The sequence below is a fragment of the Bradyrhizobium sp. WBAH42 genome, from assembly GCF_024585265.1.
In the GTDB taxonomy this organism is placed as follows: domain Bacteria; phylum Pseudomonadota; class Alphaproteobacteria; order Rhizobiales; family Xanthobacteraceae; genus Bradyrhizobium.
On the sequence record NZ_CP036533.1, the window covers coordinates 6,071,534 to 6,085,753 of the forward strand.

Annotated in this window: 10 protein-coding genes; 4 read left to right on the plus strand and 6 right to left on the minus strand. The window is 65.4% G+C overall.

Going from position 1 to position 14,220, the window contains the following annotated elements; translation table 11 throughout:
- Window position 1: 1 nt before the first annotated feature.
- Window positions 2-1,369, minus strand: coding sequence for an APC family permease (locus DCG74_RS28620; protein ID WP_172783108.1), 1,368 nt, complete (start codon window positions 1,367-1,369; stop codon window positions 2-4).
- A gap of 332 nt (window positions 1,370-1,701) precedes the next feature.
- Between DCG74_RS28620 and DCG74_RS28625 the strand changes: the two genes are divergently transcribed.
- A complete protein-coding gene (locus DCG74_RS28625) occupies window positions 1,702-3,024 on the plus strand; it encodes an alpha/beta hydrolase (protein ID WP_172783107.1) in 1,323 nt (440 codons plus the stop codon).
- 24 nt (window positions 3,025-3,048) lie between these two features.
- Here DCG74_RS28625 and DCG74_RS28630 read toward each other — a convergent pair whose 3' ends face one another.
- A complete protein-coding gene (locus tag DCG74_RS28630; RefSeq protein WP_172783106.1) occupies window positions 3,049-3,426 on the minus strand; it encodes a hypothetical protein in 378 nt (125 codons plus the stop codon).
- An 89-nt stretch (window positions 3,427-3,515) separates the two neighbouring features.
- Window positions 3,516-4,691, minus strand: coding sequence for an MFS transporter (locus DCG74_RS28635; protein WP_172783105.1), 1,176 nt, complete (start codon window positions 4,689-4,691; stop codon window positions 3,516-3,518).
- Window positions 4,692-4,878: 187 nt separating this feature from the next.
- Between DCG74_RS28635 and thrS the strand changes: the two genes are divergently transcribed.
- The 3 genes from thrS (at window position 4,879) to DCG74_RS28650 (ending at window position 8,910) form a co-directional block, all read left to right on the plus strand.
- The gene (gene thrS, locus DCG74_RS28640) at window positions 4,879-6,921 is read left to right on the plus strand and encodes a threonine--tRNA ligase (RefSeq protein ID WP_172783104.1); all 2,043 of its coding nucleotides are present in this window, start codon (window positions 4,879-4,881) and stop codon (window positions 6,919-6,921) included.
- Between the two features lie 93 nt (window positions 6,922-7,014).
- A complete protein-coding gene (locus DCG74_RS28645; protein WP_172783103.1) occupies window positions 7,015-7,578 on the plus strand; it encodes a nitroreductase in 564 nt (187 codons plus the stop codon).
- Between the two features lie 63 nt (window positions 7,579-7,641).
- Entirely contained in the window at window positions 7,642-8,910 is a 1,269-nt protein-coding gene (locus tag DCG74_RS28650; protein ID WP_172783102.1) for a serine hydrolase, read from the plus strand.
- Here the strand turns inward: DCG74_RS28650 and DCG74_RS28655 are convergent.
- The 3 genes from DCG74_RS28655 to DCG74_RS28665 form a co-directional block, all read right to left on the minus strand.
- On the minus strand, window positions 8,896-11,358 hold the full coding sequence (locus DCG74_RS28655) for a bifunctional diguanylate cyclase/phosphodiesterase (RefSeq protein WP_172783101.1): 2,463 nt from the start codon (window positions 11,356-11,358) through the stop codon (window positions 8,896-8,898). The genes DCG74_RS28650 and DCG74_RS28655 overlap by 15 nt on opposite strands.
- A 1,191-nt stretch (window positions 11,359-12,549) precedes the next feature.
- Window positions 12,550-12,789 (minus strand): hypothetical protein, encoded by a 240-nt coding sequence (locus DCG74_RS28660; RefSeq protein WP_246708694.1) that lies wholly within the window; start codon window positions 12,787-12,789, stop codon window positions 12,550-12,552.
- Window positions 12,790-13,113: 324 nt separating this feature from the next.
- The gene (locus DCG74_RS28665) at window positions 13,114-14,187 is read right to left on the minus strand and encodes a hypothetical protein (protein WP_172783100.1); all 1,074 of its coding nucleotides are present in this window, start codon (window positions 14,185-14,187) and stop codon (window positions 13,114-13,116) included.
- Between the last annotated feature and the right edge of the window lie 33 nt (window positions 14,188-14,220).

Genomic DNA, 14,220 nt, shown 5'->3' on the forward strand with positions numbered 1-14,220 from the left:
TCTATTTGCGATGCGGTGAGGCGGCAGCAGCAGCGGGCCGCCCGCGGAAAACAGCGTAAATCAAAAGGCCGGAGAGCATGACCAGCATTCCCGACAGCGACTGAACCGGCCGCTCCGTCAAAAGGTAGTACATCATGAACGCGGTCACGAGCAGGAAAACGAGCGGCGTGAACGGGTATCCCCAGGCGCGATAGGGCCGCGGCAGATCGGGATCGGTGATACGCAGCTTGATGACGCCGGCGACCGTGAAGAACGAGCAGAACAACAGCGCGAACTGGATGAAGTCGAGCACCGCCTCGAAGCTGCGCGTGAACAGCAGGAGATTGGCGACGGCCAGTTGGAACAGGATGGCATACGCCGGCGCGCCGCTTACCGACCGCTTCGAGAAGACGCGCAAGGCAGGAATGTCCTCTCCCATCGTCATCATCACGCGCGGGCCGATCCACATCATCGCGCTGATCGACGAGATCAGACCGAAGCAAATCATCGCGCCGACGATCCGACCGCCGAGACTGCCGAAGATGGCGGTGCCGGCGACACTGGCGACGTCGAGCTGGCCGGCGAGCGCGCTGACCGGCGTGGAATGCAGAAAGACCGCGTTCAGCGCGACGTACAGCACGAGCACGATCAGCGTGCCCGCGAGCAGCGCGCGCGGCAGGCTGCGCTGCGGCGTCTTCATCTCGCCGATGATGTAGGTCGCGGCGTTCCAGCCCGAGAACGAATACATCACGAAGACGAGTCCGATCGCGAACGGCGCGCTGACGATGTGGGCGATATCGCCCGGTTGCGGCGTGAAGGTGATCGGCTGCGGCACGGCGATGACGAAGCCGGCGACCAGGAAGGCGACGATCAGCACGACCTTGAGGACCGTCGAGATCAGCTGGAATGTGGATGAGTGCCTGACGCCGGTCAGTTGCACGAGGGAAACCAGCCACACGACGCCGATGGCGAGCGGAATCGCCGGCAGATCGGGTACGACCGACTTGGCATATTCGCCGAACGCCATCGCGGCGAGCGCAACCGGCGCCGCGAAGCCGACCGTGGCCGACACCCAGCCGGCGAGGAAGCCGAAGGCCGGATGAAAGGCGCGGCCGAGGAAATTGTACTCGCCGCTCGAGCGCGGAAACATCGCACCCAGCTCGCTGTACGCGAACACCCCGCACAGCGCGACGATGCCGCCGACCGTCCAGAGCAGGAGGATGGAGAAGCCGGACGGGATGTCCTTGACCTGAAAGCCGAGGCTGGTGAAGACGCCGACCCCGATCATGTCGGCCACGACGATGGCGGTTGCGACCGGAACGGAGACCCCGGCCCGGCTCCCGGTCAGCCGGTCCGTCCAGGGCGGGGTACCCGCATCTGATGCCGTCATCGGGGTCCTTAACCTCAGGCGCGTCGCCTCGTGGGCCCATCGTGCACTTTGGCCCAGTCAATTCAAGCAGGGTTAACAAGGGTTAAATGAGGCAAGGGAAGCAGGTACCGAAACACCGTAAACGCGCGTTTTTGATCTAGGGCACTGGATTTAACCGGGATTAGCCCGTTCCCCTTCCCCACAATCAGGACACGATTGCATGGTCCTTTTGAGCGTTCCGGATGTGGGGAGTTTCTCCGGACGCTTAACGTCGCCTAAACGCCAGTCGGCTCAATTGTCTCAAGATTGCCGATGGGCGTGTGACTTGGGTCGTGACTTGGGGTCATGGGTGGATGGTCGGGGCCGCTCCGAAACTGAGAGCTGATGATCGTGCCGATCGGACACCGTCCGGTCGGCATGGTCGTGCGCTCCGGGCCGGTCTGATCTCAACCCTGGTGCCGCTGTCGCTGACGCTGGTTCAATGCGGCAAGGCGCCAGATCCGGCGGCGCTGGCGGCGAACTCCCAGGCGAATGTCCAGGTGGTCGCCAAGACCAATTCACAGACGGCGAACGCGCGCGTGGCAGGCGGCGACACGTTCGAGGATCGCTTCCCTGCCCCGCAGTTCAAGGAGCGCTTTCCCTCGGCGAGTGAAGGCTTTCTGCAACGCCAAATGTCGGACTTCTCGCCCAAGCGCGCGGTCCAGCGACAAGGGCCGGAGCAGGCGCCCTACAAGGTGGCCTCGCTCGAGCCGCAAGTCCCCTATAAACGCCCCGCGCGCGAGGACCTGACGACACTCGTCAGCATGAAGTCGTCGGCCTTTCCCTATTTCGGCAACAACCCTGCCTCCGACGCGCCCTTCCTCAACATTTCCAAAGGCGACCGCCGCGGCCACCGCAGCTATTCCGGCCGCGTCTACTGGCAGGACGAGACCTACAGCGACAGCCGCGTGCTGGTGCACGTGCCCGAGCATTTCGACCTGCGCAAGCCGGGCGTGATCGTGGTGTTCTTCCACGGCAATGGCGCAACGCTCGAGCGCGACGTCCGCGACCGGCAGATGGTGCCGAAACAGATCACCGATTCCGGCGCCAATGCCATATTGCTTGCGCCGCAGATGGCGGTCGACGCCGCCGATTCCAGCGCCGGCAAGTTCTGGCAGCCGGGCGGCTTCAAGCGCTTCATGGCGGAATCGGCTGACCACCTCGCCCGCCTCACCGGCGATCCCAGCAGCGCGCGCGCCTTCGCCAACATGCCGATCGTGATCGTCGGCTATAGCGGCGGATTCCTGCCGACGGCCTGGAGCCTCGAGGTCGGCGGCATCAGCGACCGCGTGCGCGGCGTGGTGCTGCTCGATGCCGTCTATGGCGAGATGGACAAGTTCGCGTCCTGGATCGAGAGCCACCGCTCCGGCTTCTTCGTCAGCGCCTACACCCGCTACACCGCGCGGCGCGACCGCGAGCTGATGAGCATGCTGAGGCAGAAGGGCATCAGCGTCGCCGAGGACATGGACGGGCCGCTACGGCCCGGCAGCGTGGTGTTCGTGGAGACCGGCGAGGGCATCACCCATCGCGACTATGTCACCCGCGCCTGGACGCGCGACCCGCTCAAGGACGTGCTGGTGAAGATGGCGGCGACGCCGTCGCTCGCGCTCACGCGCGTCGCCTCCACAAATCCCTAGCCGGGCGAGTATCAGTTCCAAATATTAGTTCTTGGGCAGCTTCGGAATGCTCTCGGCAAAGCCGTTGAAGCAGGACAGTCGCTCGTCCTCTTCCTTGAAGAAGCGGCAATCGGCGTAGCCCTTGGCCTTGGCCGGCTTCGGCTTCGGCGCCGGCGGGATGACGGCGTCGTAGCAGTTGAGGCGATCCTTGGTACCGTCGTCGATCTCGAGGCAGGCCTGGAGACGGACGGCGACCGATTGCGGCTTGCCCTTCGCCGCCGCGGCGGGCTTGGCCGCTGCCTCCTTGGTCCCTTTGGGCTTGACCTGCACGAGCGGCTTGTCCCCCACCATCGGTGGCTTCTCGGTCTGCGCAAACGCAGAGGCTGAATAGAGCACCGCGGCAACCGCCAGAATCATCCTCATCTCAGTCAACTCTCTTTGATCCCCACGCCGGCCTTCTACCGCTCCGGCGCGAGGTTTGCCAAGCGCCTTGCGCATACGACCTGCAGCGTTCAGGCGGTGGCGGCAGCCGCCCGCCGGGGCCGGGTCACGACCACCAGGATCAGCGCCAGCACGACGAAACCCACCGCGACGAAGCCGAGCGTGTGCAGCAACTCGCGGGCGAACAGCAGCCCGCCGACGGCGGAGCCGACCGCCTGACCTATATAGAGGACGGACGTGTTGAGCGCGACGGTGGCCGAGGCCAGCGGCGGCGCAGCCGCGACCAGCCGGACCTGCTGCATCGAGTTGGTCGAGGCGAAGCCAAGGCCCCAGACCGCGACCGCGCCCGCCATCATGACGAGCGAGCCGGCACCGAGCGCCCAGCCGCTCATCCCGGCAAGCAGCAGGCACGTGAACAGCAACGAGGTGCGGTAGGGCCCCGAAGTGTCGACGATGCGGGTCGCGACGACGACGCCGAGGAAGCCGCAGATCCCGTACAGCGCGAACACGGAGCCGATCGCATCGGGGCCGGCGCCGGTGAGCTTGTTGAGCAGCGGCCCCATATAGGTGAACACGACGAACTGCCCCGACATTTGCAGCATCGTGATCGCAAGCAGCAGCAGGATCGTCCTGCTTCGGCCGACGGCGGCCCATGTCTTCAGATCGACCGGTGCGCCCTTCAGGCCGCCCGGCAGACGCAGCAGCAACAACAGCAGGCTGGTGCAGCCGAGCGCGCCAATCCCGCCATAGGCCGCGCGCCAGCCATAACGGCTGGCGATGAAGGTGATCAGCGGCAGGCCGATGGCGGCTGCGAGCGACCAGCCGAGGAAGACGTACGCAATGGTGCTGCCGCGCCGTTCCGCCGGCACGATCAGTGCAGCCGTGCCGGCGGCCTGGGGCGTATAGAGCGCGCCGATTGCGAGCATCACGAGGCGAATGATGAGCAGGCTGGAGTAATCAGGCGCAAACGCGGAGGCGAGATTGCCGAGTGCAAGCACCGCCAGCGTCGTGGCGAGCAGGGTCCGTCTTTCGATGCGGCTGGTTAGCCACGCCGTCAGCGGCGAGCCGACGCACAGCGTCACCGCGCCGAAGGTGATCAGGAGTCCCGCCGCGTGGATGCTGATCCCGAGCCCCGCCGACAATTCGGGCAGCATGCCCGCCGGTGCCAAGACCGAGCAGCCGGTGACGAGATTGCCGAGCATCAGGGCGGTCGGCGCGAAACGACCGGCGGCGGGGGCATTTTCCATGCAAACGCATGTAGCGGCGGCCTGCGGCGGGTTAAAGGGTACAACGTCAAATAGTTGCGGGCTCCGCCCCGGGTTTTGCGCGCCACTTTCTTGGAAATGCCGGATTGCACGGGCCGAATCGCCTGATATATCGCTCGTTCCCGCTTACCTGCGCTCGTTCGCAGGAGTGAGCCTCAGGAGAAAAGCAATGTCCGACCAGCCCAAATCCGAGTCCGGGTTCCAGTACAGCCTCTCCAATTTGAAGCCCGTGACCCCCGCTCCCAAAGTCACCCTCACCTTCCCCGACGGCGCCCAGCGTCAGTTCGACAAGGGCATCACCGGCCTCGATATCGCCAAGGGCATCTCGCCCTCGCTCGCCAAGCGTACGGTTGCGATGGCGCTCGACGGCGCTCTCGCCGATCTCAACGATCCCATCGAGGCAGACGCCAGGATCGAGCTGGTCAATCGCGACGATCCACGCGCGCTCGAATTGATCCGCCACGACTGCGCGCACGTGCTGGCCGAAGCGGTGCAGACGCTGTGGCCGGGCACCCAGGTCACGATCGGCCCGGTGATCGAGAACGGCTTCTATTACGACTTCTTCCGCAACGAGCCGTTCACGCCGGAAGATTTTGCCGCGATCGAGAAAAAGATGCGCGAGATCATCGCGCGCGACAAGCCCTTCACCAAGGAAGTCTGGGACCGCGAAAAGACCAAGCAGGTGTTCCGCGACAAGGGCGAGGCCTTCAAGGTCGAGCTGGTCGACGCCATTCCCGGCAACGAGCCGATCAAGATCTACTACCAGGGCGACTGGTTCGATCTGTGCCGCGGCCCGCACATGACATCGACCGGCAAGGTCGGAGGCGCCTTCAAGCTGATGAAGGTGGCCGGCGCCTATTGGCGCGGCGATTCCAACAACCCGATGCTGACCCGCATCTACGGCACGGCCTTCGCCAAGCAGGAGGACCTCGACGCTTACCTCAAGCAGATCGAGGAAGCGGAGAAGCGCGACCATCGCAAGCTCGGGCGCGAGCTCGACCTCTTCCACTTCCAGGAGGAAGGTCCGGGCGTCGTGTTCTGGCACCCGAAGGGCTGGACCATCTTCCAGCAGCTGATCGCCTATATGCGCCGGCGCCTGACCGGCGACTACAGTGAGGTCAACGCGCCGCAGATCCTCGACAAGGTGCTGTGGGAGACCTCGGGCCATTGGGGCTGGTACCGCGAGAACATGTTCGCGGCGCAATCGGCCGGCGACGAGGCCGAGGACAAGCGCTGGTTCGCGCTGAAGCCGATGAACTGCCCGGGTCACGTGCAGATCTTCAAGCACGGCCTGAAGAGCTACCGCGACCTGCCGCTGCGCCTCGCCGAGTTCGGCGTGGTGCATCGCTACGAGCCCTCGGGCGCCATGCACGGGTTGATGCGCGTCCGCGGCTTCACCCAGGACGACGCGCACATCTTCTGCACCGAGGATCAGCTCGCCGAGGAGTGCCTGAAGATCAACGATCTCATTCTGTCGACCTATGCCGACTTCGGCTTCACCGGCGACCTCACGGTGAAGCTGTCGACCCGGCCGGAGAAACGCGTCGGCACCGATGCGATGTGGGATCACGCCGAGCGCGTGATGGCGACGGTGCTGCGCGAGATCCAGTCGCAGAACAATCATATCAAGACCGAGATCAACCCCGGCGAAGGCGCGTTCTACGGGCCGAAGTTCGAGTACGTCCTGCGCGATGCCATCGGCCGCGACTGGCAGTGCGGCACCACGCAGGTCGACTTCAACCTGCCGGAGCGGTTCGGCGCGTTCTACATCGACCATGACGGCGGCAAGAAGCCGCCGGTGATGGTGCACCGCGCGATCTGCGGCTCGATGGAGCGCTATATCGGCATCCTGATCGAGCACTATGCCGGCAACTTCCCGCTCTGGCTCTCGCCGGTGCAGGCGGTGGTCACCACCATCACCTCGGAAGGCGACGAATACGCCAAGGTGGTGCTGGAGCAGGCGCGGCGCGCGGGGCTTCGGGTCGAGATCGACCTGCGCAACGAAAAGATCAACTACAAGGTCCGCGAGCACTCGCTGGCCAAGATCCCGGCCCTGCTCGTGGTCGGCAAAAAAGAGGCCGAGACGCATTCGGTCTCGGTTCGCCGGCTCGGCAGCGACGGCCAGAAGGTGATGACCACCGCCGAGGCGATCGCCGCCCTGGTCGACGAGGCGACGCCGCCGGATGTGAAGCGGGCGCGCGGCGCCGTCTGAGCCCTGAAATCGATCTAAATTCGCTTCCGGTTGCGGGCGTGCATGCTTATCTCGGCATGGCACGCCCGCCGACCATTCGAAGAGGATATCGCAGTGCCCGATGCCATCGAACTCCTGAAGACCCGCCGCTCGGTCAAGCCGCGCGAGATGACGGGGCCCGGCCCCTCGCCGGCCGAGCTCGAGACGATCCTCACCATCGGGGCGCGCGTGCCCGATCACGGCAAACTCGCGCCGTGGCGCTTCATCATCTTCGAGGGCGACGCCCGTGCACGTGCCGGCGAGGTGATCGCGAGGGTCTTCGCCGGGAAGAATCCCGGCGCGCCTGCGGCCGACGTCGAGACCGAGCGCAAGCGCCTCATGGACGCGCCGCTGGTGATCGGCATCGTCAGCTTCACCAAGCCGCATCCGAAGGTGCCGGCGTTCGAGCAGGAATTGTCGGCGGGCGCCAGCGCCATGAACATCGTCACGGCCGCCACCGCGCTCGGCTACGGCGCCTGCTGGCTGACCGGCTGGTTCTCGTTCGACCGCGACGTGCTCGAAGGCCTCGGCCTCAAGCCGGATGAGAAGCTCGCCGGCTTCATTCATGTCGGCACCCCGACCAAGCCGAGCGAGGACCGTCCGCGTCCGTCGCTTTCGGACATCGTGACGCGATTTTAATCGATGTCGTGTTGACGCACCGAGCGTCTTGCGGCTTGATCCCGCCGAGGGAGGAAGGTGCGGATGAGACGCCGTGAATTTCTGGTCGGGGCCGCGATGCTCGCCGGTACGATGGCGCGAAGCCGGGCCGCGGACGTCCCCGCCCCTTCGCCCGACGGGCTCGACCGCATCACCGCGTTCTTCGACAACGAGGTGACAAGCGGCCGCCTGCCGGGCGCGGTGATCATGGTGCAGCAGCACGGCAAGCCGGTCTACCTCAAGACCTTTGGCGTGCGCGACACCAGGACCGGCCTCGCGATGACGCCGGATACGATCTTCGCCATCCACTCCATGACCAAGCCGATCACGTGCCTCGGCGCGATGATGCTGATCGACGAGGGCAAGCTTGCGCTGACCGACCCCGTGTCGAAATACGTTCCGCTGTTTGCCGAGACCAAGGTCGGCCTCGAGGTGACCCGGCCCGGTGGCAAGCTGGAGCTCGACTTCGTCCCACCTGACCGCCCCGTCAACATCGAGGATCTGCTGCGGCATACTTCGGGCATCAGCTACGATTATATCGGCAGCGAATGGGTCGAGCACGCCTACAAGGCCGCCAACATTTTCGAGGGGAACTTCAACAACAGGGAATTCGCCGATCGCATCGCCAAACTGCCGCTGGCGCGGCAGCCCGGAACGCTGTGGCGCTACGGGCATTCCACCGACGTGCTCGGCAGCGTCATCGAGATCATCTCGGGACAGACGCTGTACGCCTTCCTGAAGGCCCGCATCTTCGATCCGCTCGGCATGAACAGCACCAAATTCGCGCTCGCGACCGAGGACGAGCTGGCGCGGATGGCGCGGCCGCTGCCGAACGACTTCATCCTGCTCGCCGGCGAGCGCGACCGCCTGGACCATCCAGAATGGCAGTCGGGCGGCGGCGGCCTGCTCTCGACCATCACCGACTATCAGCGCTTCGCGCAGATGCTGCTCAACGGCGGCGAGCTCGAAGGCAGGCGCTATCTCAGCCCCGCCGCGTTCAAGGCCATGACGAGCGATCAGATCGGGCCGGGCTCCGGCGTCGGACGCGACTATTTCTATTTCCCGGGCGACGGCTTCGGCTATGGCTACGGCCTTGCGGTACGCACCGATCCCGGCAATGCAAAGCCGCCGCCGCCGGGCTCGCTCGGCGAGCTGAAATGGGACTCGGGGAGCGGCACCTATTTCGGCGTCGATCCCAAGCTCGACATGGTCTACGTCATGATGCAGCAGACCCAGAACGAGCGCGGCCGCATCACGCCCGCGTTCAAGGCGCTGGTCTACGATTGCTATCCGCCCGCATTACGCCGCCCGTGAGGTGCGCTGGCCGAAATCGGCGAGGAGCTTTCCGATTTCGGCCGCGGGCCGCGCGGCGCTGAACAGAAATCCCTGCACCTCGTTGCAGCCTTCGGCACGCAGCCAGTCGAGCTGATCCTCGGTCTCCACGCCCTCGGCCGTCGTGGTGATGTTGAGGCTGCGGCCGAGCCCGGAGATCGCGCGTACGATCGCACCGCAATCGGGCCGCTGCGCCAGATCCTTGACGAAGGAGCGGTCGATCTTGATCTTGTCGAACGGAAAGCTGCGGAGATAGCTCAGGCTGGAATAGCCGGTGCCGAAATCGTCCATGGAAATGCCGACGCCGAGCTCGCGCAATTGGTGCAAGGTGGCGACATTGGCATCGGTCTCGGCCAGGAAGATCGACTCGGTGATCTCGAGCTCGAGCCGCTTCGGCGACAGGCCGGACTGCGCCAGGGCCGAGATCACGATCTGGACCAGGTTGCGGCTGCGGAATTGCGCCGGCGACAGGTTGACGGCGACCTTGACGTCGACGGGCCATTTCACCGCCTCGGTGCAGGCTTCGCGCAGCACCCATTCGCCGAGCTGGGTGATCAGGCCGATGTCCTCGGCGACCGGGATGAACTCGGCGGGCGAGATCATGCCCTTGTCCGGATGACGCCAGCGCAGCAGCGACTCGAAGCCGGAGATGCGGTCGGAGGCGATCGACACCAGCGGCTGGTAGTGCAGCTCGAACTCGCCATTGGCGAACGCCCGGCGCAGATCCAGCTCCATGTCGCGGCGCCTCTGCGCCTGGAGGTCCATCTCGCGCTCGAAGAAGTGGTGCACGCCGCCGCCGTCGGCCTTGGCCCGGTACAGCGCCATGTCGGCATTGCGCATCAACTCTTCCGGCGTCGTGCCGTCGCCCGGCGACAGCGCGATGCCGATGCTGGCGCCGATCACCATCTCCTGTCCATCGACGTCGTAAGGCGCCTTCAGCATGTCGATCAGCAGGGACGCGCAGGCGCTTGCCTCGTTCGGCGAGACGTCGGTTGCCAGGATGACGGCGAACTCGTCGCCGCCGAGCCGCGCGGCGAGATTGCTGCCGCGGACCGCAATGGTCAGGCGCTCGGCGACCTGCTTCAACAGGCGATCGCCCACCGGATGACCGAAGGAATCGTTGATGTTCTTGAACAGGTCGAGATCGATGTAGAGCACGCCGACCCGTTTTCCCGCGGCCTGGTCCAGCGCCTGCTTCAACCGCTCCTGGAAGTGTTCGCGGTTCGGCAAATCGGTGAGCCCGTCGTGGTGCGCCATATAGGCGATGCGCGCTTCTGCCTTGCGCCGCTCGGTGATGTCGACCACGGCAACCAGATAGCCGTCGCGTTCGTCGAAGGCGACGCGACGGCCGAAGGTGAGCACCTCGATCTCGCTGCCGTCGGCGCGCAAGTGTCGCCAGTTGCGCGACGAGTGGTAGGCGTCGCCGAGACGCTCCAGCGCCGCGGCGTGGCTGTCCCATTCGTCCTCCGGCCATATCTCGTGCAGCTTCATGCGCAGGAAGGTCGCGCGGCTGTAGCCGTAATGCTGGACCGCGGCGTCGTTGACGCTGAGGAACGCCTTGGTCTCTGCGTCGAACACCCACATCGGCATCGGGTTGTTGTCGAACAGCAGCCGGAACGAAGCATCGCGCCGCTTCAAGACGGTGACATCGGAGATGGTCAGCGAGACCACGTCGGCGAAGGCGGTGGCGCTGAGCCTGAGGTAGCGCCCCGCGCTCTCGATCTCGAGCTGCTCGCCGCGGCCGCCCGACACGGCCTTGAGCAGGAATTCCATCACCTCGGGCAAGGCCAGCAGCGTGCTGCCCTCGCCGATCCGCCGCCACAGCAGGCTTCCACCCACAACCTTCAGCAGCTCGCCCGCGCTCCTGTTGTGGTGCACGACCTGAAGGTCGAACGCCTTGCCGGCGGCATCGCGCAGCGTCGCCAGCGAGACCACTGCGTCGTCGGTCGCGGAAAAGATGGCGTCGAGGAGATTGTATTGCGCGCCGCGCTCGTTGACATAGGCGCCGATCAGCGTCGCGCCCCAGCGCGAGGACGTCGGCAGCGCCAGCACGTCATAGGTCCTGACCATGCCGTCGCGCACGCAATGCGCGCTGGCGCGGTGCGGCCGCCCGGCCGCCAGCGCGCTCGCCGCCGCTCCCGACAGCGCGGTGGCGCAATCGGGCGACAGCTCGGCAAGGGGAATGTCCCAGCGCTCCTCGCCGAGCCATTTCTGCACGTAACGTCCGCTGCGCGACAGCTCGAGCACACCATCGTTCTTGAGCAGCGCGATGTGGTCGGCGAGGCGTCCGAGGCTGCCGAGCATGACGTCCTCGTAGCGCGGCAGCCGCTCGCCCGGCTTCAACGCCGCACGCCATTTGCGCTGAAGCACCGGGATGTCGTCGAACATTTCGGCGGCCGGTTTTCCCGGCATCTTCTTCGCGGCAGTCATTGCAGTCCCCAACGCACTTTCCCGCCGCATCCAATGCAGGCGCGCTTAACGACGTGTAAAAAGCGCGAAGGCGTGGGTTCCATTCGGCGATTATGACAGTTTTAAGTCAGGTGTTGGTTAGTGGGCGTTAGAGACTGTGACGGTTGCGCGAATGTGCTCTCTCGACGCAGCGCGCGAGTGGTAGCCGCGCAGAGCCGGGACCCAGCAGGCGACGTCGCTCGCTGCCGCATGGGCCCCGGCTCTGCAGCGCACCGCCGCACCGGACGATGCTTCGCATCGCCGGGGAGGCGCTGCGCTGCGTCCGGGGCACGAGACGGGAGATTCCAGCACATAGCTGCCTCAACACCGTCATTGCGACCGCAGCGAAGCAATCCAGGAATGCATCCACGGAAAGCCTCTGGATTGCTTCGCTGCGGTCGCAATGACGGGGTGTGGCAGGAAAATCGCTTTCCAAATGCTACTGTCATTCCCCGCGAAGGCGGGGAATCCAGTACGCCGCGGCCTATCGATGAACCACAACCGTCTCGGAGTACTGGATCGCCCGGTTAAACCGGGCGATGACAGCGAGTGTGTCGTTGCAGACGTGCATATTCGTCCTCGCGGCGCATCTCGCCCGAGCTTTGCCTGGTGGCTTCGCCCTCTGTGAAAAGGGCGCAGGGAAGACCGGGTGCCGGCCGGGCACCCACGGTCCACTGTGCGAAAGGTGGCAACAAGAATTTGCACAGCGGCATACAGGTGAAGCCAAACATCCGGCCTTCCCTGCGCAGTGGTCTTACGGCTTATGTCGCGCTCTCCCCGGGGAGCGATGCACTATTGCCCCCGTCGCCTTGCGGATGGCTGATGCGCATCGCCCGGTCGGGCAACCACATCACCACAAGACTTGACGCACAGACCCCGGGCGTCAGGACCACACGATTTTGCCGTACGCTGATGACACCGGTCGTATGCGCGACGACCTCGCTCACGGCTCTCCGCCCTGCAAAGCCGTTCGCGCCGACGCCATCCGCGTCCACCGCCCCCCGGCCCGCGTTCGTGACGATCGCGATACGCCCCTCTTCCTTGGGCCGGGTTGAGCCGAAACATACGTCATTTCCGAATTTCGGCAAAGCGGAATATTTTCGACCGAGCCCATTGACCCATAAATCGGGTGTTTTGCCCGTCGGGCAGCGCAAGGGATCGTAGCCCGCCCGACTAATCCTCGCTGGAGGCCGCCGAGCGGTTGCGCAAATGGGCCTGGGAAAGCAGGAAGAACAACGCGCGCTCGCCTTGATATTTGGCGGACGGACGCGTGCGCTCGAAGCCGTCGGCAAATACCTTGCCGGACTGGTCGCACACCTGCCACCGCCAGCCGAACCGCTTGCGCCTGGTGAGGATCACTTCGAACATGCCGACGAGCCTGGTCCCCTGCTCCGAGCCGGTCCTGCAAGGCAAGCGCCTGCTCCGGCTTCCCCCGTTGGACGGACGCCAGACATATAGCGCAGCAGGATGGAAAGAGAATAAAATTGATGATCGGAAATACGTATCGTCCACGGTCGTGAGCGAGACGCGCCGCTGCTGGAATAAGCCGATGCCGCCGGTGTTTGTTGGCCGCTGCAGGGGACTGGTGGCGCTACCAGTGTTCAAGACAGAACACAGAAGAGTGGGGGACGGTTACTTGGCAGAAACCCGCTGAAGCCGACGGTAATGGAGGATGCACATCCGTGCGCGCGATGAGAATTGTCGTGCCGGAGCTTCTCGCCGCGGGCCGCCCCCGCCTTAGCGCGCGATGACTTCGACTTCGCCGTCGACGCCGTTGACGACGTTGAATCCGCGCTCGTAGACCTTGCCCTCGTTCTTGGCGATGGCGCGGTACTCGCCTTCGGACAGCACGACGCGCGGGAACGCGCCGATCGATTCCTTGATGACGTCGCCGCCCGGCGTCAGCACCGACCAGGCGGTGTTGGCGAGCGCCTCGCCGCCACGGTCGCTGACCAGCTTGAGGGTGATGACGGCGGCGCGGTGGGTGATGGTGACGTCTGTGAGCTTGCCGGCCTGAACGCGGATGTCCGAGCGCACCACCGAATTGGCATCGCCGTAGTTGGAGACAATGTAGTAGGTGCCCTCCGGGATCAGCACGACGTCGCCGGCGGCGACGTTCGGCACCAGGGAAGCGCGCTCGCCGGATTCGAACTGGCTGCCCTTGTAGATCGCGAACGAGATCTGGTTCTGCGGAATGCGGCTGGTGCCGACGCGGCCCTCGATGCGCAGGCCGCCGGCCGGCAGCACGAAGGATTCGCGGTTGGTCTCGGATTTCAGGCTGACGGTGCGCACCGCGCTGACGAGGCCGAAGGCAACGTGGACGACATAATTGCCGGGCGGCAGCACGATGTTCGGCGTCCCGCTGCGGTCCTCGCGGATCAGCTTGAAGGTGCCGTTCTCGTCGGGCCGGTCGGCAAACACGCGCCAGACCAGGCCACTGGTGATCGGAGCCGAGTCCTTGCCGTATTTCGCGGTCAGCGACAGCACGCCCTGTCCGGGCACGGCGGCATTCAGCGGGGCGGCCGGCGGCACGGTCGAGACCGCGGGCGGCGGCATGCTCGGGGTCGCCGGCTGCATCAGGGTCGGCGGCAGGCTGGGGGGTCCCGCGCCCGGCCCGGAGGGCGGCGCCAGGCTGACGGCGTTGCCGGGGTCGGGCACAGAGGCCGGCGGCACCGGCGGCGGTCGATCGGAGAAGAGCTGCGCTTGGGCAGCATTCCGGCCGGAGATAATGACGCACGCGGCAAGGATCAGCGCCGGCAGCAGCCTGCCGCTGCGCCGCCATCCGATGATGCCGTCACCCCCGCGTGTCATGCTCCTTGCTTTTCACCGAAAACGCGGCAAATT

What these genes read in the sequence shown, in the direction of transcription:
- DCG74_RS28665 (WP_172783100.1), bottom strand. Translation starts at nt 14,187, where the DNA reads ATGACACGCGGGGGTGACGGCATCATCGGATGGCGGCGCAGCGGCAGG.
- thrS (WP_172783104.1), top strand. Translation starts at nt 4,879, where the DNA reads ATGTCCGACCAGCCCAAATCCGAGTCCGGGTTCCAGTACAGCCTCTCC.
- DCG74_RS28630 (WP_172783106.1), bottom strand. Translation starts at nt 3,426, where the DNA reads ATGAGGATGATTCTGGCGGTTGCCGCGGTGCTCTATTCAGCCTCTGCG.
- DCG74_RS28625 (WP_172783107.1), top strand. Translation starts at nt 1,702, where the DNA reads ATGGTCGGGGCCGCTCCGAAACTGAGAGCTGATGATCGTGCCGATCGG.
- DCG74_RS28650 (WP_172783102.1), top strand. Translation starts at nt 7,642, where the DNA reads ATGAGACGCCGTGAATTTCTGGTCGGGGCCGCGATGCTCGCCGGTACG.
- DCG74_RS28655 (WP_172783101.1), bottom strand. Translation starts at nt 11,358, where the DNA reads ATGACTGCCGCGAAGAAGATGCCGGGAAAACCGGCCGCCGAAATGTTC.
- DCG74_RS28635 (WP_172783105.1), bottom strand. Translation starts at nt 4,691, where the DNA reads ATGGAAAATGCCCCCGCCGCCGGTCGTTTCGCGCCGACCGCCCTGATG.
- DCG74_RS28620 (WP_172783108.1), bottom strand. Translation starts at nt 1,369, where the DNA reads ATGACGGCATCAGATGCGGGTACCCCGCCCTGGACGGACCGGCTGACC.